This window comes from Atlantibacter sp. RC6 (assembly GCF_014193285.1).
In the GTDB taxonomy this organism is placed as follows: domain Bacteria; phylum Pseudomonadota; class Gammaproteobacteria; order Enterobacterales; family Enterobacteriaceae; genus Atlantibacter.
In genome coordinates, this window is the sequence record NZ_JACHZE010000002.1 from 50,724 (window position 1) to 70,799 (window position 20,076).

Consider the following 20,076-nt stretch of genomic DNA (forward strand, 5'->3'; position numbering starts at 1 on the left):
CCTTGCCATGATAGACTATGCCCCTGAATCTAACATTTAGCGAGTATCTCTATGAAAGCAGGCATCATTGGCGCAATGGAAGAAGAAGTCACCCTTCTGCGCGACAAAATCGAAAACCGTCAAACGTTGAATATTGCCGGTTGCGAAATATATACCGGAACCTTAAACGGAACCGAAGTGGCGCTGCTGAAATCGGGAATTGGTAAAGTGGCGGCGGCAATGGGCGCGACCCTGCTGCTGGAACACTGCAAACCTGACGTTATCATCAATACCGGCTCCGCGGGCGGCCTGGCGCCGACCCTGAAAGTGGGCGATATCGTGGTGTCAGAAGACGTGCGCTATCATGATGCTGACGTCACCGCATTCGGTTACGAATACGGCCAGTTGCCGGGCTGCCCGGCAGGCTTTAAAGCCGATGAAAAACTGATTGCCGCAGCCGAAGCCTGCATTCAGAAACTGGATCTCCACGCGGTGCGCGGCCTGGTGGTGAGCGGCGACGCGTTTATCAATGGCGCGGAAAACCTGGCGAAAATCCGCCAGCACTTCCCGAACGCCATCGCCGTTGAAATGGAAGCCACCGCCGTGGCCCACGTATGCCATAACTTCGGCGTGCCGTTTGTGGTGGTGCGCGCCATTTCCGACGTGGCGGACCAGCAATCCCACCTCAGCTTTGACGAGTTCCTGGCGGTGGCGGCGAAGCAGTCCAGCCTGATGGTTGAAACGCTGCTCCAACAGCTCCAGCATGGCTAAGTTCAAACGCTTCGGGGCGCTGTGCGCCCTTTTTCTGTTCCCGGCGTGGCTGTTTGCCGCGCCGCGCGTTATCACCCTTTCGCCGGGCAATACCGAACTGGCGTTTGCCGCAGGCATCACGCCCATCGCCGTGAGCAACTATTCCGACTATCCGGAAGCCGCCAAAAAGCTTGAGCAGGTGGCCAACTGGCAGGGCATGAATTTCGAACGCATCGTGGCGCTAAAGCCAGATCTGGTTGTCGCCTGGCGCGGCGGTAACCCAGAGCGCCAGGTTAACCAGCTAAAAGCGCTGGGCATCGAAGTGCTGTGGCTCGATCCGCTAACCGTGGATGATATCGTGGCCGCGCTGCGCCAGCTGGCAAAATGGAGCCCAACGCCCGATCAGGCCAACGCTGCCGCCGACCAACTGGCTGCGGAGTTTGCCGCACTGCGCAAACAGTATGCCGATAAGCCGAAAACCCGCGTTTTTATGCAGTTTGGCGATCACCCGCTGTTTACCTCCGGAAAATCATCCCTGCAAAACCAGATAGTGGAAGTTTGCGGCGGTGAAAATATCTTCGCCGACAGCCGCGTTCCCTGGCCGCAGGTAAGCCGCGAGCAGGTGCTGATGCGTAAGCCGCAGGCCATTGTGGTCGCCGGTGAACAGCGCAATATCCCAAAAACATCACAATTTTGGCATGACCAGCTCAAAGTTCCGGTTATTGCCCTTCACGACGACTGGTTTGAACGGTCGGGGCCGCGTATTATCCTCGCCGCAAAACAGCTCTGCCAGGCAATGGCGGAAACAACGAATTGAGGGTGAGCAATGCTGGTCTATTGGCTGGATATCATTGGTACTGCCGTTTTTGCTATTTCAGGGGTTTTACTGGCCGGTAAGCTGCGGATGGATCCTTTCGGCGTCCTGGTGCTGGGGGTGGTGACCGCGGTGGGCGGCGGCACAATCCGCGATATGGCCCTCGCCCACGGCCCGGTGTTCTGGGTGAAAGATCCCACCGATCTGGTGGTGGCGATGGTCACCTGTATGTTGACCATTGTGCTGGTGCGCCAGCCGCGCCGTCTGCCGAAATGGGTACTGCCGGTGCTGGATGCGGTCGGCCTGGCGGTGTTTGTCGGCATCGGGGTGAACAAAGCCTTTATGGCCGGAACCGGCCCGCTGGTGGCGGTGTGTATGGGCGTGCTGACCGGCGTGGGCGGTGGGATTATCCGTGACGTGCTGGCCCGCGAAGTGCCGATGATCCTGCGCACCGAAATCTACGCTACCGCCTGTATTATCGGCGGCATCGTTCATGCCAACGCCTTCTATCTGTTCGGCATGCCGCTGGAGCAGGCCAGTATGGTGGGCATGGTGGTGACGCTGACGATTCGGCTGGCGGCGATCCGCTGGCACTTAAAACTGCCGACCTTCGCGCTGGATGACCGCGCCTGAAAACAAAAAAGCCGTGATGCTATCACGGCTTTTTTTATCGGCGTTACGGCTCAGATGCTGAATGAAGAGCCGCAGCCGCAGGTGCTGGTGGCGTTCGGGTTAGTCACCACAAAGCGGGAACCTTCCAGGCCTTCGGTGTAATCCACCGCGCCGCCCACCAGATATTGCAGGCTCATCGGATCGACCACCAGCGCGACGCCCTGTTTCTCAATGGTCATGTCGCCTTCGTTGATCTGATCATCAAAGGTAAAACCATACTGGAAGCCGCTGCAACCGCCACCGGTGATATACACACGCAGTTTCAGGTTCGGGTTCTCTTCATCGGCAACCAGGCTTTTTACTTTATTGGCTGCTGCATCGGTAAATTGCAGAGGCAGCGCTACGTCATCACTCATTATTTGCTCCCATTGATACGGCGATTCGGGTAATTAACCGAATGCTGGAGGCGGTCCCGGAACAGAAACGGCCAGAAGTATGACGGATATCACCCAATCTTTTGGTCATTATCTAATACCCTGGTAAATCGTTCAAGTATTCTCCGGTCGGGCAGCCTGCTGGCGCTCCGCTTCCTGTTTCGCGAGCGTACGCGCGAGGATCGTGGAATAGAGCGGCTTGCCGCCCAGGAACTGCGCCAGCAGTGTGGCACCCAGGCAGGTAATAATCATTGGCAATATGAGCTGATAATTGTCGGTCATTTCCAGAACCAGCACGATACCGGTCAGCGGCGCGCGCACCGACGCGGCGAACAGCGCCCCCATTCCGGCGATGGCAAAGGTGCCCGGCTCCAGCTGCCATGTCGGGAACCAGGCGATACAGGCCATGCCAAATGCAGTGCCCAGCAGCGTACCCAGCGCCAGCATCGGCGCAAAAATCCCCCCTGGCGCGCCAGAGGAAAAGCACAGCACCGTGGTGATAATGCGGGTGATAAAGATAAACAGCAGCATCCCGACGGTAAAATTGCCCGCTGCGGCAATGGGGATCAGATTAAAACCGCCCCCCGCCGCGCTCGGGTCGATCAGCCCCAGTACGCCGCACAGCCCGCCAATTAATCCGCCGATCACTACCCACTTAGTGATGTTGCCGCCGTGGATCCGGGCGAAGATATCCTGCGCCTTCAGCACCAGCGCGTTAAACACCGGCCCGACAATGCCAAAAATCATCCCCAGTACCAGATACAGCCACAGAGTATGGATCGGCGCGTTGGAGAGTTGACCGACATCGATAATCGCCGCTTCGCCATTAAACACGCGGAACACAATGCTCGACATAATCACGCCGGTGAACACCGCTTTAATGGAGATCAGGCTGTAGCGAAACTGCGGGCGCATCTCTTCGATGATAAACAGAATGCCCGCCAGCGGCGCGTTAAAGGCTGCAGAAAGACCCGCCGCCGCACCGGTCGCCAGCAGCGTGTGGCGCGCCTCTGCGCTGCGCATGCGAAAAATATCCAGCACCATGCGCCCGATGTTGCCGCCGATCTGCACCGTTGGCCCTTCGCGCCCCAACACCATGCCCGCGCCCAGCGTCCCCATACCGCCGAAAAACTTCACCGGCAGCACGCGCCACCAGCGCACCGGGCGTAATTCTTCCATCGCGCCTTCGATTTCCGGGATCCCTGAACCGCCCGCTTCCGGCGCAAAACGGCGCACCAGCCAGTAGCCGAACATCGCCAGCAACGCCGAAACGATAAACGCCAGCGGCCAGACCAGCCATTCGCGGTCCGCAGTGCTTGCCAGCAGCATCATGCGGTTTAACTGCACCCATTCCACGGCTTTATCAAACGCCACGCCCGCAAGGCCAGTGAGCGTACCCACCACGGCGGCCATCAACAGGATCGCGACGGGAGTTTTATCGCGATTAAGCAATTGCCGGATCCGCTCACGCCGTGTCAGGCGGATAAACTGCTGTGCTTCAAACGAGGAGTTCTCAGAGTTCATACGTCATCATTTTTAGGTAGTTTTTTAACGCGCGGCATTTTACTCGCCCTGAACCCGGACGTCGCGAGGAAAATCCCTTCGAATTCTGCTGCTTTAATTGGGCAAAACTTTTATTACCTTCCGTGGATCCCTTAGAATAGCCCGTTGTTACCCATTCCACGAATCAGGAGCCGATTCATGAGTAAGTCTGAACATCTCTACGCTGCCGCACGCGAGCTTATCCCTGGCGGGGTTAATTCACCGGTCCGCGCGTTTACCGGCGTAGGGGGCACACCACTTTTCATTGAGCGCGCCGACGGAGCTTACCTGTATGACGCCGACGGAAAAGCCTATGTCGACTATGTGGGCTCCTGGGGTCCGATGGTATTGGGACATAACCACCCCGCCATCCGCAACGCGGTAATCGAAGCCGCCCAGCGCGGTTTAAGCTTTGGCGCGCCCACCGAGATGGAAGTCAAAATGGCGCAGCTGGTCACCGAACTGGTGCCGACGATGGATATGGTGCGCATGGTGAACTCCGGCACCGAAGCCACCATGAGCGCCATCCGCCTGGCGCGCGGTTACACCCATCGCGACAAAATCATCAAATTCGAAGGCTGCTATCACGGCCATGCCGATTGCCTGTTAGTGAAAGCCGGTTCCGGCGCGCTAACCCTCGGCCAGCCGAACTCGCCGGGCGTTCCGGCGGATTTCGCAAAACACACCCTGACCTGCACCTACAACGATCTCGCCTCGGTGCGCGAGGCGTTTGAGCAATATCCGCAGGACATCGCCTGTATCATCGTCGAGCCGGTTGCCGGCAATATGAACTGCATCCCGCCGCAGCCGGACTTCCTGCCGGGCCTGCGCGCACTGTGCGACGAATTCGGCGCGCTGCTGATTATCGATGAAGTGATGACCGGCTTTCGTGTGGCGCTGGCGGGTGCGCAGGCGTATTACGGCGTGGAGCCGGATCTGACCTGTCTGGGTAAAATCATCGGCGGCGGTATGCCGGTGGGCGCGTTCGGCGGCCGCCGTGAAATCATGGACGCGCTGGCCCCTACCGGCCCGGTTTACCAGGCGGGGACGCTGTCCGGCAACCCGATCGCCATGGCGGCGGGCTACGCCTGCCTGACCGAAGTGGCCCAGCCGGGCATTCACGCCACCCTGACCGACCTGACCACCCGTCTGGCGGAAGGGCTGCGCGAAGCGGCGCGGGATGCGGGTATTCCGCTGGTGGTAAACCACGTCGGCGGCATGTTTGGCCTGTTCTTTACCGATGCGCCGAGCGTGACCTGCTATCAGGACGTGCTGGGCTGCGACGTGGAGCGCTTTAAGCGCTTCTTCCACCTGATGCTGGAAGAAGGCGTTTACCTTGCGCCGTCGGCGTTTGAAGCGGGCTTTATGTCCGTGGCGCACAGCGAAGAAGATATCGATAACACCATCGACGCGGCGCGTCAGGTGTTTGCCAAACTGTAATACGCTGGCCCGCGCTATCCGGCGCGGGCCGTTTTCCTGCTAGCGGTGCAGATGCACGCTCAATCCGCTCTCTCCTTGCGCCAGTTCCGGCCTCAGGATTAACGACGGGATCTGGTAGTCGCCGAAGTTCTGCCGACGAAACGGCAGCGGCGCGGTCTGCTCCAGCGTTTTCATCCGCGCCTCCAGCTTCTCGCACTCCACCTGAAAACGCGCGTCGTCCATTTTATGGGCGCGATAAATCACATGCGGCGGCAGTACGTCAAAGCCCGGATACCACAGCATCCCGTGATGGATGGGAAACAGAATGTCGTCAATCCCGCCATTGATGCCGCGCGGGTGATAATGGCTCTCCCAGCCGCCCGCGGTGATCACCAGCATGGCGCGCTTACCGGTCATATTGCCTTCGCCGTAGCGGTCGCCCCAGTGGCTATCGGAGTGTTCGCCCACGCCATAGGCAAAACCGAAGGCGTACACGCGTTCAAACCAGCCTTTCATTAAGGCGGGCATCGAGAACCACCACAGCGGAAACTGAAAGATCACCGTGTCGGCCCAGCGCAGTTTTTCCTGCTCGCGGGTGATGTCCAAAGTCTGTAATCCCTGCTCATAGCCCCGTTTTGAATCCTCCGCCGGATCGAACGGTTTGCCCTGGCGATCGACGGTAAAATCCGCCGCATCCAGCGCGGCTTTCCAGTTCATGGCATACAGATCGGACACCTGAACCTGATGCCCCAGCGCGGTCAGTTGCGCGACCATGGCCTCTTTTAGCGCCCCGTTTAGCGAATGAGGTTCCGGATGGGCATAAACCACAAGTACGTTCATAACCAATTCTCCTGATGAAAAGTGACGTCAGCATCGCCCGCTGTCAGGTATATTGGAAATGAATAGCATTAATATCAGGTATAGCGATGAACAATCTCAGCGGTCTGGATCTGAATTTGCTGCTGACGCTGGATGCGCTGCTCACCGAGCAGAACGTCACCCGCGCGGCGGCGCGGCTGCATCTTTCCCAACCGTCGGTCAGCGTACAGTTAGCTAAACTGCGCGAATCGTTAGGCGATCCGCTCCTGCTGCCAGGACCGCGCGGCATGCGCCCCACCGCCAGAGCCGAAACGCTGCGCGAACCGTTGCGCCAGGCGCTCCGGGCGTTGAACAACGCCATCGCCGCGCCACTGCCTTTCGACCCTGCGCAGGCAGCCCTCACCTGGCGCATCGCCGCCTCGGATTACAGCGAATATTCCGTATTACTGCCCGCGCTGGACGGGTTACGCCAGGCCGCCCCGCACTGCCGTCTGGCGCTGCTGGAAATTCCATCGACCCGGCTCTCCGCTGCGATGGAGCATGACAAACTGGATCTGGCGATTTTTACCCGCACCGGCGCACCGCCGGAACTGCGTAGCCGTTTTCTGTTCGATGAAAAATACCGGCTGGTGTGCCGCCACGATCATCCCGAACTGCAACGCGCGCCGGATCTGGCGCAGTTTTGCCAGCTGGAGCATGTGATTGTCTCGCCGGACGGCGGCGGATTTTCCGGCAGCACCGACGAGGCGCTGGCGAAACTGGGGTTGAGCCGTAAGGTGGTGCTGTCGGTGCCGCACTTTAGCTTTGTCAGCGCCGTACTGAGCCGCACAAATCTGGTGGCGATGTTGCCGGAACGGCTGGTGCGCGACGATCCGGCGCTACGCGTGCTGGACGCGCCAATTGAGATCGCGGGGTTTGAGAAAATGATGCTATGGCCGGAGCGGATGCACCGCGACCCGGCGCATCAGTGGCTGCGCGAGTTTATCGCCAGCTCGGTTCCGGCAGAATAAGGCCCCTTTCCTGCTGAAAGAGGCCCACTCGCTTAGCGGCTCTGCTTACGCAGCAGATACACAAAATACGGCGCGCCGATAAAGGTCGAGAGTAATCCTGCGGGGATTTGATACGGGAACATCACCATCCGCCCGCACCAGTCCGCCACCACCAGTAACAATCCGCCAAGCAGCGCGGAAATCACCAGTTGCGGCAGCGCGCGGCGGAAACCCATCATCCGGGTGATGTGCGGGGCCATTAGCCCGACAAAACTCAGCGGGCCGATGGTCATGGTCGCCGCCGCCGTCAGGCTGGATGCCAGCATCAACAACGCCACGCGCGACGGCGTAAGCGCCATCCCCACCGCCCGCGCCGTGTCGCCGCCCAGCGGCAGCACGGTTAGCCAGCGGCGGCACAGCGGCGTCAGCGCCAGCAGTACCGCCATCACGATAAAACTGTATACCGCATGCTGGCCAGTAACGCTGTAGGTCGAGCCGGAAATCCAGGTGATGACTTTCGCCATTCGCGGATCGCCGCTGGCCTGTAGCATCATCAATAGCATGGTGAACGCGGTGCTTAAGGCCATCCCGGCGAGCAGCATCCGGTGCGGAGAAAATCCGCCGCGCCCGGCGGCGATCATGATAATCAGCAGCGTGGCGGCAGCGCCCAGGCTCCCGGCGGGCAGCAGCCAGCCAAAGGCGTCACCCGGCACCAGAAACAGCATCAACACCACGCCAAACGCCGCGCCGGAGCTGATGCCCAACACTTCCGGGCTCGCCATGGCGTTGCCGGTCAGCCGCTGGATAATACAGCCCGCCACCGCCAGCATGCAGCCTGCGGTCATCGCCGCCAGTACGCGCGGCCAGCGCCACGGCAGCAGATCGCGCAACAGATCGCCGCTGGCCCAGGTCCAGCCATGGGCATCGCGGCCAAACGTCAGGGCAACAGCAATCATCAGCAGCAACACCCCGACGCCTGCCAGGCTGAATAGCAGCACCTGCTGGCGCTCGCCAGGGATATGGTCGCCTGCGTCAAGCGACGGCGCGCTCTGGGTACGCAGGCGCGGCAGCAGCCACAGCAGCAGCGGCGCGCCGATTAACGCCGTAACTGCCCCGGTCGATACTTCCATCCACACCCGCGTCAGCCAGACAATCACCTGATCGGAGAGCCACAGGATCAGCGCGCCAATCAGCGGCGCGAGGATCAGCCGGGACAGCAGACGGCGCGCGCCAAGCATCTTCGCCAGCAGCGGGGCAAACAGGCCGATAAAACCGATAATCCCCACCGCGTTAACCAGCAGGGCGCTGATCGCGATAGCCAGCACCAGCGCCGCCAGGCGCGCCATGGAGAGCGCCAGACCCAGATTGCGCGCCACGCCGTCGTCAAGGCCCATCAGGGTGAGCGGGCGCAGCAGCAACAGCGTCAGCATTACGCCGCCCAGCAGTTGCGGCCACAGCCGGGAAACAATGCTCCAGTCGGTCTGGTTAAGCGCCCCGGTGCTCCACAAAAATACGCTTTGCAACTGGTCGTGATGGAAAATCACAATCAGCTGATTCACCGCGCCGCAGTACAGGCTGACCACCAGCCCCGCCAGGATCAGCGTGATCGGCGACAGGCGTTTATTCCAGGCGACACCGAAAACGATCAGCCCCACCAGTGCCGAGCCCGCCAGCGCGGCGAACTGCGAGGTCATATAGCCGCCGGGTAGCGCCCACAACGTAGTAATGGCGATGCCCAACTGCGCGCCCGTCGCCACGCCAAGCGTGGTCGGCTCCGCCAGCGGATTGCGCAGCACCTGCTGGAACAACACGCCCACCAGGCCAAGCCCTGCGCCAACCAGCAGCGACAGCGCCAGACGCGGCAGCGCGCTGTAGTGGAACAGCATCTGATCGAGCGCGTCCTGGCTGGGATGCCACAGCGCCGCGCTCCACTGGTCGCGCGGCAGTTGATGGTTGAGGTTAAACCAGGTGAGCCACAGCCCGGCCAGAAACATCACCGACAGCAGCACCGGCGCAAACAGATTGCTTTTGGCCCTCATGCTTTGCCTCCCAGCGCCGCATCCAGCACCCGGCAGAAATGCATCGACGACAGGGTCGCGCCGTAGAACCACACGGCAGGCACGCGCTGGAAGCGCTGCTGGCGGATAAACGGCATCGCGTTCCACAGCGGGGTAACGGCAATACGTTTCATCAGGGCGTCGTCGCCGTGTTCAAAGCACAGCACATCGGCGTCTTTTACCGCCGCCAGCCGTTCGATACCCACAACGGCGCTGCCCCAGAAGTTGGTTTCGCCGTGCCAGGCATTGGGAATGCCCATCACATCCATCACCTGCTGGAACAGGCTGTTCTCGCCGATCACCAGCACATGGCGCTCGTCCATCAGGGTCATCATCAGGATCGGACGATTACCCCGTCCGGCAAAGCGCGGTTTCATCTGCGCCAGATACGCGTCAAACTTATCCAGATGCGCGTGCGCCGCCTGGGAAAGCCCCAGCAGTTCGCCCATCTCCAGCAGTGAGTTGCGCGCTTTGGTCAGGGGGTGTTTACCGTCGCTGAAGCTAAAGCCGCGCCCCGGCGCGATAGGCCGCAGCGTCTCTTCCGAGGGGCCATAGCCCGTGGACCAGACCAGCATTGACGGTTTCATTTGCGCCAGTAGCTCAAGATTGGGTTCGGTACGTAGCCCGACGTCTATCACCGAGTCCGGCAAGGCGGGCTCATTGACCCACATTTTGTAGTTAACAATATCCGCCACGCCGTAAGGCATCACGCCAAGCGCCATCAGCAACTCTACCGGCAGCCACTCCAGCGCCACCACGCGATGCGGGTCAACCGTGGCGGCGCGGGCGGAACCCATTTGCCACAGTAGCGGCGACAACGCCATCGCCGTCACCAGGCGACGACGGGAAATCAGGTTTGACAGGGAATCAGCCATCAGTAGACAAAGCTCACCGGGGCTGCGCCCGCGGGATGGGGCAGAATGCCCATAGGAATACCGTAGATCCGCTCCAGAGTTTCGCTGTGCATCATGGCAGCAGGCTCCCCCTGGGCAATCATTTCGCCGCCGCGCAGCGCCACCAGATAATCACAATAGCGCGCCGCCATGTTGATATCGTGCAGCACGGCGATCACCGTTAAGCCTTTTTGCTGGCTCAGGCGATGGATCAGCGCCAGCACGTCCACCTGGTGGGCGATATCCAGCGCCGATGTCGGTTCATCCAGTAATAAACAGCGGCTGTCCTGGGCCACCAGCATCGCAATCCACACCCGCTGGCGCTCGCCGCCGGACAGGCTGTCCACCAGGCGATGGGCAAACGGCTTCAGCCCCACCAGCTCGATCGCCTCTTCCACTTTCTCACGATCGGCGACGCCGAAACGCCCTAACGCGCCGTGCCACGGATAGCGGCCAATCGCCACCAGTTCACGCACCGTCATGCCTTCGGCGGGCGGTAGCTGTTGTGGCAGATAGGCCACCTGGCGGGCAAAGGCTTTGCTGGTCCACTGGTCAAGCGGCAAATCGTTAAGCCGCAGATCGCCATCGGACGGCTTCTGATGGCGGCCAAGCATTTTCAACAGGGTGGATTTCCCGGAACCGTTGTGGCCGATCAGGCCCGTCACTTTACCCACAGGAAAGGTCAATGAGAGCGGGTGAAGCAGCGTTCGGCCTGGCACCCGGAAGGTGATATCGCGCAGAGAAAAGGTGGTATCGGGATGCGTCTGTTTATCCTGCATAGTCATCAACTTGATAAAGGGCACGGCGAACCGTGCCCGAAAACGGATCAGAAACGGAAGGTCGCGGTCGCGACAACCTGACGTTCCGCGCCCCAGAAGCAACCATAGGTATTGAAGCAGCTGGCGACGTATTCACGATCGAACAGATTGTTCACGTGTAGCGCCACGTTGGAGCCGGCCATGCCCACGCGAGCCAGGTCATAGCGGACCAGCGCATCCACCAGGGTGTAGCTGCCGACTTTAAAGGAGTTCGCCGGATCGCCGTAGCTGGAGCTGGTATAGCGAACGCCGGTGCCCAGAGTCAGGCCGGAGAGCGGGCCGTCAAACATGGTGTAATCGCCCCACAGGGATGCCATGTGTTTTGGCACCTGAGCCGGGGTGTTGCCCTTGTAGTTGGTGTCGGTGGTGTATTCCGCATCGGTATAGGTGTAAGAACCTACCATGTTGATGTTGGCGGAAAGCGCCGCTTTGGCTTCCAGCTCAACGCCGCGCGCGCGGATCTCGCCGCCTTCAACCGAGAAGAACGAGCCCGCAGGGTCGGCCATCAGGTTGTTGGTTTTGGTCAGCTGGTACACCGCGCCGGTCAGCACGATCGGACGATCTTCCGGTACGTACTTCACACCCGCTTCGTACTGTTTGCCTTTCGACGGCGCGAAGATGCTGCCATTCGCACCCACGGTAGAAGCCGGTTCGAAGGATTCGCTGTAGCTGAAGTACGGCGTCACGCCGTTGTCGAACAGGTAGTTCACACCGCCGCGCCAGGTGAATTCGTTATCATTGCGCGAGTGCTGGATATTCGCTTCACGATCCAGCGAATCCTGCTCCGCCCAGTCGTAACGGCCACCCAGGGTCACCAGCACCTTGTCCCACTGCGCCTGATCCTGCACGTACACGCCGGTCTGTTTTTGCTTGTTCAGCACCCGGTAAGCCGCGCCTGGGCCAGGGTGAGCGCCGAAATCAAAGTCGCTGCGGTCGAGGTTGTAGATATCCGATGACGCCACAGAACCCGCCCAGCCAAACCAGGAATTGATGTCGTTACGCATGCGCATAAAGTCGACGCCGGTCAGCAGGGTGTGGTCCACGGAGCCGGTTGCAAAGGTGCTTTGCAGTTGGGTATCTACCGCGAAGTTCTCTAATTTCTCGTAGTCGTCCACATAACGGCGCGTCAGGGTATGGCCCCATTCTGACGGCGCGATAGTTGCGCAGGGGCTGTTAGCCGGATCGCCGGTGTACAGCGGGTCAGAACACATGCCATAGCCGTAAACGCTGTGCTGCGACGTTTTGTTTTGCGCATAACGCAGATTCTGACGCACGGTAAAGGTGTCGTTAAAGCCATGTTCGAAGCTATAACCCACCATTTTCTCGTTACGTGAATAGGTATTGTTTTCCGCGCCTTCGTTGAAATCGGTCGGCAGACGGCTACCGTTTGGCAGCGTGGTGACCGTGCCCTCTTTCGGCAACCAGCCGTAATAGCCGGTTTCCGGCTCGTTCTGGAAGTAAGAGAGGAAGGTAAAGTTGGTTTTGTCATCGGGACGCCAGCTAAACGATGGCGCGATGGCGTAACGCTGCTCTTCCGCGCCCTGCTGCTGGGCATTCGCCGAGCGCGCCAGGCCGGTTAAGCGATACGAGTAAACCCCGTCTTCATCCAGCGCATCGCTGAAATCAAAACCGGTCTGATACAGGCTGTCGGTGCCCATTTTGAACTGGACTTCATACAGCGGCTCGGTGGTCGGGCGCTTGCTGACCATGTTCAACAGGCCGCCTGGGTTGCTCTTTCCGTACAGTACGGAAACCGGACCGCGCAGCACTTCGGCGCGCTCCAGCATATAAGGGTCAATCACCGCATCGTTATAGAAGTTGCCCTGCATCTTCAGGCCGTTGAGATAGTTATTCTGGCTCTGGCCGTCGGCTGCGAAACCGCGAATGATCAGGTAGTCATAGGTATTCGATGCGCCACGGGTTCCCACGGCGACGCCTGGCGTGTAGCTCAGGGCTTCTTTCACAGATTTCGGCTGGTGCAGCGCCATCTCTTCAGCAGTTACCACGGAAATCGACTGCGGCGCCTTCTGGATGGGGGTATCTGTTTTGGTGGCGGTGGCAGACTGTCTGGCCGCAATGGTGGCCGCCGGGCCCCATGCGCTTTCCTGCGGAGCCGCTGCGGTAACCGTGATGGTATCTTCTTTCTGGGTGGTGTCAGCCGCAAAAACCGGAGCAGAAATGCTGCCGACTGCTGTGGCTATCATCACAGCGATTTTACGCAGTGAGGTATTGACTGGCTGAGCAGTGTCTGGACGCGCCATGGGATTTTCTCTACGTGAATATAACGAATGATAACGTAAACGATAATTATTATTATGACCGCAGGATAATATGCGAAACGGTGTTTATATAGCAAGCAGCACACCTGCCTGATTTCACTAAGGGAACAAGAAATAATCACCCTGCTAAACGCAGGTTATATAGGGGTATGGCAGGGGTTACCGGGATGTGAAAAAACGTGGGGAGTGCGGTGTTCAGATACACGAAGGGCGGGAAAATCCCGCCCTTTATGGCTTGTGCTACGGCGTTAGTTGCCGCCGAACATATCCTTGATCCAGCCCGCCACGCCATCGCTCTTCTGCTCCTGCGCCGGTGCCTGCTGTTGCTGCTGAGGCTGCTGCTGTTGCGGCTGCGATGACTGGTCAAACGGGTTACCCGACGGCTCTGGCGGGCGGCTCTGCTGGCAAAGCGCGTCCGGGTTGGTGGTCCATACCGGCAGTGAACGCATCCCACCGCCGCCGCACAGGAAGTAGCCCTGATCGTCCACGCCCATGGTAACGATGTCTTCCGGCGGCGTCAGATCCAGCGCGATGGGCGACTGGTTGCTGAGGTAGCGCTGGTAAATCGACATCGCCCCGCTGGCCCCGTAAAGCTTGGTCGGCTGGTTGTTGTCGCGCCCTACCCAGGTGATCACCACTTCACGCCCGTCGATACCGGCAAACCAGGTATCGACGTTGTTGTTGGTGGTCCCGGTTTTCCCGGCCAGATGCAGGCCAGGGTATTTCGCGCCCAACTGGCGGCCGGTCCCGCGCTGCACCACCTGCTGCATGGTCCACAGCGTCATGTAGGCCGCCTGCGCCGGAACGGCGCGTTCAGACTGCGGGAAGCTCTGGAACAGCGCAGTGCCGTCTTCGGCAATTACCGAACGCACCGCTGACAGCGTGGCGCGGTTACCGCCGCTGGCGATAGTCTGGAACGCCTGCGCCACTTCAATCGGCGTCAGGTTCAGCGCGCCCAACAGCATGGAAGGAACCGGGTGCAGCTGGTCTTTTGGCACGCCCAGCTTCAGCCAGGTGTCGGTGACCGCTGGCAGGCCAATCGCCATCCCCAGGTTCACCGTCGGCACGTTCATGGAGCGGGTCAGCGCATCCACCAGCATCACCTGGCCGCTGTAACGGTGATCGTCGTTCTGCGGCGACCACACCTGGCCGTTCGGCTGCGGCAGAGAGATCGGCGCATCGGCAATCCAGGTATTCAGGCGGTACTGGTTGGGCTGGCTGAGCGCGGTGAGATAGGTCGCCGGTTTTGCCAGTGAACCGATAGAGCGGCGGGCCTGCATCGCACGGTTATAACCGGCAAACTGCGGATTCGCCCCGCCGACCATGGCGCGGACTTCGCCGCTAAAGCGGTCAACAACCACCATCGCGGTTTCCAGATCGCTCAGCTTACGCTGTTTGATCAGCGCCGGAATGCCTTCAATAGCGGCTTTTTCCGCCGCGTCCTGCGCGACCGAGTCAAAGGTGGTGAAGATCTTCACGCCGGAGAGATCTTTTACCTTATCGCCCAGTTTGGTTTGCAGCTCCTGACGCACCATCTGCATAAACGCCGGCTGCGGAGAGATCACCCCGCCGCGCGGCTGCACGCCCAGCGGACGGGCGCTCAGCATGTCATACAGCTCCTGGTCGATAACCTTCTGCTCCTGCAATAAACGCAGCACCAGATTACGGCGCTCCAGCGCCATTTTCGGGTTACGCCATGGGTTATAAATCGACGCGCCCTTCACCATGCCCACCAGCAACGCCTGCTGATCAAGGCTCAGCTCGTCGACCGGGCGGCCAAAGTAATACAGGCTGGCCAGCGGGAAACCACGGATTTCGTTATCGCCGCTCTGGCCGAGATACACCTCGTTCAGGTACAGCTCAAGGATGCGGTCTTTGCTGTAGCGCGCGTCCATGATCAGCGCCATATAGGCTTCGTTGGCCTTACGCCACAGTGTGCGTTCGCTCGACAGGAACAGGTTTTTCGCTAACTGCTGGGTCAGCGTACTCGCCCCCTGAACGGCGCGACCGGCGGTCAGGTTCGCCAGCACCGCACGGCCAATGGAGTAGAGGCTAATGCCGTCATGCTCGTAGAAATGGCGGTCTTCGGTAGCGATCAGCGTATCCACCAGCAGATCCGGGTAGCCGCTGCGCGGCACGAACAGACGCTGCTCGCCGTTCGGCGAAGAAAGCATGGTGATCAGCCGCGGGTCGAGGCGGAAGAAGCCGAACTCGCGCTTGCTGTCGAGGTTCTCGATGGTCTCCAGACGATCTTTGCTGAACGTCAGACGCGCACGCACCTGCCCCTCTTTGCTGTCAGGGAAGTCGAACGGGCGGCGGATCATCTCGATGCTGTTGGCCTGCACGGTAAACTCGCCCGGGCGCGTCATCCGCGTCACCTGGCGGTACTGGGTCGCCTCCAGCAGTTGCACCATCTCCTGCTTGCTGACGGGCATATCCGGCTCAAGGTTGACCATCCGGCCATAGACCGCGGCGGGCAGTTGCCACACTTTACCGTCGATGCGGCTGCGGATTTTCTGATCGAGATAAACGCCGTAAATCACCAGCACCACAATCAGCACCAGTAAAATTTTCAGTAACAGCCAGAGCCAACGGTGTTTTCTCTGCGGCTTTTTCCCTTTGCCTTTCCGTGGGGGCATCGGCTCCTCGTCTGCATCGTCTTCATAATCGTCGTACTCATCATCTCTGAGACGACGACGGGTTACTTTCTGTTTCACCGGACGTGAAGGTCGCCCTTTACGCCCGATGGGTTCGCGGTCATTCCCCGCCATGCTTTCTCTCCACTACGTTCAGGCGCGAGGGCCTGATTCTTGGTTCTTTCACGTCGCCGCGAAAGAAGAAATCTCTCAAAAGTACCGGCGTCTGGTTATGGCTGATGTTTTTTGGTACGCCGCGTTGGCAACGCGCTGGCAGGGTCGTCCGGCCAGACGTGTTTTGGATAACGCCCCTTCATCTCTTTTTGTACTTCCCGGTACGATCCCTTCCAGAAGGCGCTCAAATCACGGGTGATTTGCAGCGGGCGCTGGGCGGGCGACAGCAGTTCCAGCGTCAGCGGAATACGCCCTTCCGCGATCGCTGGCGTCACCGCCTCGCCGAACATTTCCTGCATCCGCACCGCCAGCGCCGGAGGGTTTTCCTGATGATAGCGCACGGCTATCCGGCTTCCGGTGGGCACAGTGTAATGAGTTGGCAGCGCACTATCCAGACGTTGACGCTGCGACCACTCCAGCAAATTGCCGAGCGCCGCGCTTAAATCGACGTTCTGCAAGGCGCGCAGCGAATGCACGCCGCCGAGTTGCGGCAGCAGCCAGCGCTCAAGTGTAGCCAAAAGTGCTGAATCTGAAACATCCGGCCAGGGATATTCCGGCAGCCATTTTGCGGCGCAGTGTAAGCGTAGCCGCAATTGCTCGGCTTGCGGGCTCCAGTTCAATACGGTCAGCCCTTTTTCACGGATGCCGTTGAGCATCGCCTGATGTAACTCTTCTTCCGACGGGCGCGCCAGCAGCTGGTTTTTGACTACCAGCTGGCCGATTTGCTGGCGGCGAAACGCTTTCAGCGTTCCCTGCGCCTCATCCCACTCCACGCTATCCTGCTGGCGCAGCAGTTGCGGGCACTGCGCGATCAGCGCGTCAATATCCAGCGCCAGCGCCTGCAAAATGCGCGCGTCCGGGGAATGGCTGCCCTGCAATAACAGCGGCGCGATCAACCATTCGTGGCGGGTCAGCGCATCGTCAGGATCGAGACGCGCCCCCATGCCGTTAGCGAGCTGGTAGCGCCCGTCCAGCCCGCGCCGCCGGGCGATGCGATCGCTAAACGCGATAGCGAGCAGTTGCGGCGCGAGAGTGATATCCCGCGCGCCCCCCCGGCTATCCATGCGCTTGAGCAGTTGTTGGCTACGGCTCTGCCAGTTCTGCTGGCTGCGTGAAAACATACTGGCTAAATCGCTGTTGCCGGTACGCGGCGGCTCTTCGAGCAGCGCGGCAAGCCAGGCGGCGGTCGCTTTCTCATCGGCAGATCCTGACGCCGCCAGCATCGCCGCCAGCCGCGGATCGTTGCCAAACTTCGCCATCTGCTGGCCGCGCGCGGTTAATCGCCCTTCCTTTATTGCGCCTAACTGTTCGAGTAACGCGCGGGCGGCGGCGAGATTAACCTCGGGCGGCGTGTCCAGCCAGTTAAGCTGCGCCACATCCTGGCAGCCCCACTGCAATAACTCCAGCCATAACCCGCTGAGATCGCTTTGTAAAATTTCCGGGTCCGCCTGAGCAGCCGCGCGCTCGCCCTGCTCTTTGGCGGTGAGATGCAGACAGATGCCCGGCTCGAGCCGTCCGGCGCGACCGGCGCGCTGGATCATCGATGCCTGGCTGATGCGCTGGGTAATAAGCCGCGTCAGGCCGCTGCGCGGATCAAAGCGCGCCACCCGCTCAAGGGTGCTGTCCACCACCAGGCGAATACCTTCGATGGTTAAGCTGGTTTCGGCGATATTGGTCGCCAGCACCACTTTGCGAAACCCGGATGGCGCGGGGAGGATCGCTTTACGCTGCTCGCTAAGCGGCAGCGCGCCGTACAGCGGGCACAACAGCACATCGCGCTGGACGCGTTCGGCTAGCTGTTCCTGCACTCGCTGGATTTCCGCCACGCCGGGCAAAAACAGCAGCAGCGAGCCGGTTTCTTCCCGCAGTAGCTGCGCCGTGGCGGCGGCAATCGCCTCTTCGCTACGCAACTGGCCAGGCAACGGCTGCCAGCGCCGCTCCACCGGGAAGGCGCGCCCCTCTGACGCAATAACCGGCGCGTCGGGCAGCAGCGCTTCCAGACGGGCATTGTCCAGGGTGGCGGACATAATCAGCAGTTTGAGATCGTCGCGCAGCCCCTGCTGCACATCCAGCAGCAGCGCCAGCGCCAGATCGGCCTGCAGGCTGCGCTCGTGAAATTCATCAAGGATCACCAGACTGATGCCGGTTAGCTCCGGGTCCTGCTGGATCAGACGCGTCAAAATCCCTTCGGTCACCACTTCAAGCCGCGTTGTCGGCCCGACGCAGGTTTCGCCGCGCATCCGGTAACCCACGGTTTCGCCGGGCGCTTCATTCAGTAATTCCGCCAGGCGCTGGGCGACGTTGCGCGCCGCCAGACGTCGCGGCTCCAGCAGGAGAATTTTGCCGTTAAGATCCGCCGCGTTTAGCAATTGCAGCGGCAGCCAGGTGGATTTGCCCGCGCCGGTGGGGGCGGAGAGCAGCACCTGCGGGGCGGATTGCAGGGCATCCAGCAGACGGGGTAAAACGGCGGCGACCGGCAATGAGGACACGGAGAGCTCCCAGGGGTTCACATCAAAAGGGTTAACATTAAAACGGGCGCATTGTAGCATCCCCTCAAACCATTACCGAGAACTGCTATGTCTGAGCCCAAACGGCTATTTTTTGCCCTTGAGATACCCGCGCCGATCCAACAGCAGGTGATCCAGTGGCGCGCCGCGCAGTTCGCCCCGGAGGCGGGCCGCCCCATCGCGGCGGCGAATCTTCATCTGACGCTGGCGTTTTTAGGCGAAATCAGCGAGCAAAAGCAGCAAATGCTGATGGCGCTGGCCGGGCGCATCCAGCAGCCGGCGTTTACCCTGACGCTGGACGACGCCGGGCACTGGCCGCGTTCGCGAGTGGTGTGGCTGGGTAGCCGCCAGCCGCCGCGCGGGCTATTGCAACTGGCGAATCTGCTGCGCGCCCAGGCTGCGCGCAGCGGCTGTTATCAGAGCCCGCAGCCGTTTCATCCGCACGTGACGCTGCTGCGCAACGCCGCGCATCAGGTCGCTATCCCCGCGCCAGGCTTTCACTGGACCTTTCCGGTGACGGAATTTGTGCTTTACGCATCGCAGTTCAGCCAGGGACGCACCCAATACCAGCCGCTGGCGCGCTGGTCGCTGGAATAAAAAGGACCGATTATGGAATTTTCTCCCCCGTTGCAGCCCGCCACGCTGATTAAACGTTACAAACGTTTTCTGGCCGATGTGGTAACGCCCGAAGGCGCGCTGCTGACGCTGCACTGCCCGAATACCGGCGCGATGACCGGCTGCGCCACGCCCGGCGATACAGTCTGGTATTCCACCTCGCCCAATCTGACGCGTAAGTACCCGCACACCTGGGAGCTCACCCAGACTCAAGAAGGCCATTTCATCTGCGTTAACACCCTGCGCGCCAATCAATTGGTCAAAGAGGCAATCCAGGAAAACCGGCTGGGGGAATTTTCTGATTATTCGACGGTCTTAAGCGAAGTTAAGTACGGCGCAGAGCGCAGCCGTATTGATTTCATGTTACAGGCAGGTTGCAAGGTTAACTGCTATATTGAAGTGAAATCAGTCACGTTATCGGATAATTCGCAAGGGTATTTTCCCGATGCCGTCACGGTAAGGGGCCAAAAACATCTGCGTGAATTGATGAGTGTGGTGGAGAACGGCGAACGCGCCGTCCTGTTATTCGCCGTATTGCATTCGGCGATTGAGCGGGTCTCTCCGGCGCGCCACATCGACCCCCGATACGCAATGTTGCTCAGTGAAGCACAGCAAAAAGGGGTGGAAATCGTTGCCTGGAAGGCGACGTTAACCGCCGAGAAAATGCAATTAACGATACCCGTACCGGTCTGCTTGTAATGCCGGTTAACCGTTTGAGTCATTATTGTTTCAGGCGCAT

The 20,076-nt window shown here is 60.2% G+C and carries 16 protein-coding genes; 7 read left to right on the plus strand and 9 right to left on the minus strand.

Annotated elements, in window-relative coordinates:
• Positions 1 to 51 precede the first annotated feature (51 nt).
• The 3 genes from mtnN to FHW74_RS05270 are packed head-to-tail and all read left to right on the plus strand — an operon-like array spanning position 52 to position 2,176.
• A complete protein-coding gene (mtnN, locus tag FHW74_RS05260; RefSeq protein WP_183169484.1) occupies positions 52 to 750 on the plus strand; it encodes a 5'-methylthioadenosine/S-adenosylhomocysteine nucleosidase in 699 nt (232 codons plus the stop codon).
• Positions 743 to 1,546: a vitamin B12 ABC transporter substrate-binding protein BtuF gene (gene btuF, locus FHW74_RS05265; protein ID WP_183169485.1), complete on the plus strand. Its 804-nt coding sequence runs from the start codon at positions 743 to 745 to the stop codon at positions 1,544 to 1,546. The genes mtnN and btuF overlap by 8 nt, the downstream gene beginning before the upstream one ends.
• Positions 1,547 to 1,555: 9 nt before the next feature.
• Complete coding sequence (locus FHW74_RS05270; protein WP_183169486.1) at positions 1,556 to 2,176, plus strand: TRIC cation channel family protein; 621 nt, start codon at positions 1,556 to 1,558, stop codon at positions 2,174 to 2,176.
• 50 nt (positions 2,177 to 2,226) lie between these two features.
• Here the strand turns inward: FHW74_RS05270 and erpA are convergent, their stop codons facing one another.
• Both erpA and clcA read right to left on the minus strand, forming a co-directional pair.
• Positions 2,227 to 2,571, minus strand: a complete 345-nt coding sequence (gene erpA, locus FHW74_RS05275) for an iron-sulfur cluster insertion protein ErpA (protein ID WP_125293614.1) — start codon at positions 2,569 to 2,571, stop codon at positions 2,227 to 2,229.
• 132 nt (positions 2,572 to 2,703) lie between these two features.
• The gene (gene clcA / locus FHW74_RS05280) at positions 2,704 to 4,113 is read right to left on the minus strand and encodes a H(+)/Cl(-) exchange transporter ClcA (protein ID WP_183169487.1); all 1,410 of its coding nucleotides are present in this window, start codon (positions 4,111 to 4,113) and stop codon (positions 2,704 to 2,706) included.
• A gap of 177 nt (positions 4,114 to 4,290) precedes the next feature.
• Between clcA and hemL the strand changes: the two genes are divergently transcribed.
• Entirely contained in the window at positions 4,291 to 5,571 is a 1,281-nt protein-coding gene (gene hemL / locus FHW74_RS05285) for a glutamate-1-semialdehyde 2,1-aminomutase (RefSeq protein ID WP_183169488.1), read from the plus strand.
• Positions 5,572 to 5,610: 39 nt separating this feature from the next.
• On the opposite strand, the gene FHW74_RS05290 is transcribed toward hemL, so the two are convergent.
• Positions 5,611 to 6,390 carry an NAD(P)H-dependent oxidoreductase gene (locus tag FHW74_RS05290; protein WP_183169489.1) on the minus strand — a complete coding sequence of 260 codons (780 nt, stop codon included), beginning with the start codon at positions 6,388 to 6,390 and terminating at the stop codon, positions 5,611 to 5,613.
• An 86-nt stretch (positions 6,391 to 6,476) separates the two neighbouring features.
• Here FHW74_RS05290 and FHW74_RS05295 point away from each other — a divergent pair, with 86 nt between their 5' ends.
• Complete coding sequence (locus FHW74_RS05295) at positions 6,477 to 7,379, plus strand: LysR family transcriptional regulator (protein WP_183169490.1); 903 nt, start codon at positions 6,477 to 6,479, stop codon at positions 7,377 to 7,379.
• Positions 7,380 to 7,411: 32 nt separating this feature from the next.
• Here FHW74_RS05295 and fhuB read toward each other — a convergent pair whose 3' ends face one another.
• The 6 genes from fhuB to hrpB form a co-directional block, all read right to left on the minus strand.
• Positions 7,412 to 9,397 (minus strand): Fe(3+)-hydroxamate ABC transporter permease FhuB, encoded by a 1,986-nt coding sequence (fhuB, locus tag FHW74_RS05300; RefSeq protein WP_183169491.1) that lies wholly within the window; start codon positions 9,395 to 9,397, stop codon positions 7,412 to 7,414.
• Positions 9,394 to 10,290 carry a Fe(3+)-hydroxamate ABC transporter substrate-binding protein FhuD gene (fhuD, locus tag FHW74_RS05305; RefSeq protein ID WP_183169492.1) on the minus strand — a complete coding sequence of 299 codons (897 nt, stop codon included), beginning with the start codon at positions 10,288 to 10,290 and terminating at the stop codon, positions 9,394 to 9,396. The genes fhuB and fhuD overlap by 4 nt, the downstream gene beginning before the upstream one ends.
• Entirely contained in the window at positions 10,290 to 11,087 is a 798-nt protein-coding gene (gene fhuC, locus FHW74_RS05310; protein WP_183169493.1) for a Fe3+-hydroxamate ABC transporter ATP-binding protein FhuC, read from the minus strand. The genes fhuD and fhuC overlap by 1 nt, the downstream gene beginning before the upstream one ends.
• A 47-nt stretch (positions 11,088 to 11,134) precedes the next feature.
• Entirely contained in the window at positions 11,135 to 13,387 is a 2,253-nt protein-coding gene (fhuA, locus tag FHW74_RS05315; protein ID WP_183169494.1) for a ferrichrome porin FhuA, read from the minus strand.
• A 266-nt stretch (positions 13,388 to 13,653) separates the two neighbouring features.
• Positions 13,654 to 16,176 (minus strand): bifunctional glycosyl transferase/transpeptidase, encoded by a 2,523-nt coding sequence (gene mrcB, locus FHW74_RS05320; RefSeq protein WP_183169495.1) that lies wholly within the window; start codon positions 16,174 to 16,176, stop codon positions 13,654 to 13,656.
• A 95-nt stretch (positions 16,177 to 16,271) separates the two neighbouring features.
• Positions 16,272 to 18,704 (minus strand): ATP-dependent helicase HrpB, encoded by a 2,433-nt coding sequence (gene hrpB, locus FHW74_RS05325; RefSeq protein ID WP_183169496.1) that lies wholly within the window; start codon positions 18,702 to 18,704, stop codon positions 16,272 to 16,274.
• 87 nt (positions 18,705 to 18,791) lie between these two features.
• Here hrpB and thpR point away from each other — a divergent pair, with 87 nt between their 5' ends.
• Positions 18,792 to 19,319, plus strand: a complete 528-nt coding sequence (gene thpR, locus FHW74_RS05330) for an RNA 2',3'-cyclic phosphodiesterase (RefSeq protein WP_183169497.1) — start codon at positions 18,792 to 18,794, stop codon at positions 19,317 to 19,319.
• 12 nt (positions 19,320 to 19,331) lie between these two features.
• Entirely contained in the window at positions 19,332 to 20,036 is a 705-nt protein-coding gene (gene sfsA / locus FHW74_RS05335; protein ID WP_183169498.1) for a DNA/RNA nuclease SfsA, read from the plus strand.
• Positions 20,037 to 20,076 lie beyond the last annotated feature (40 nt).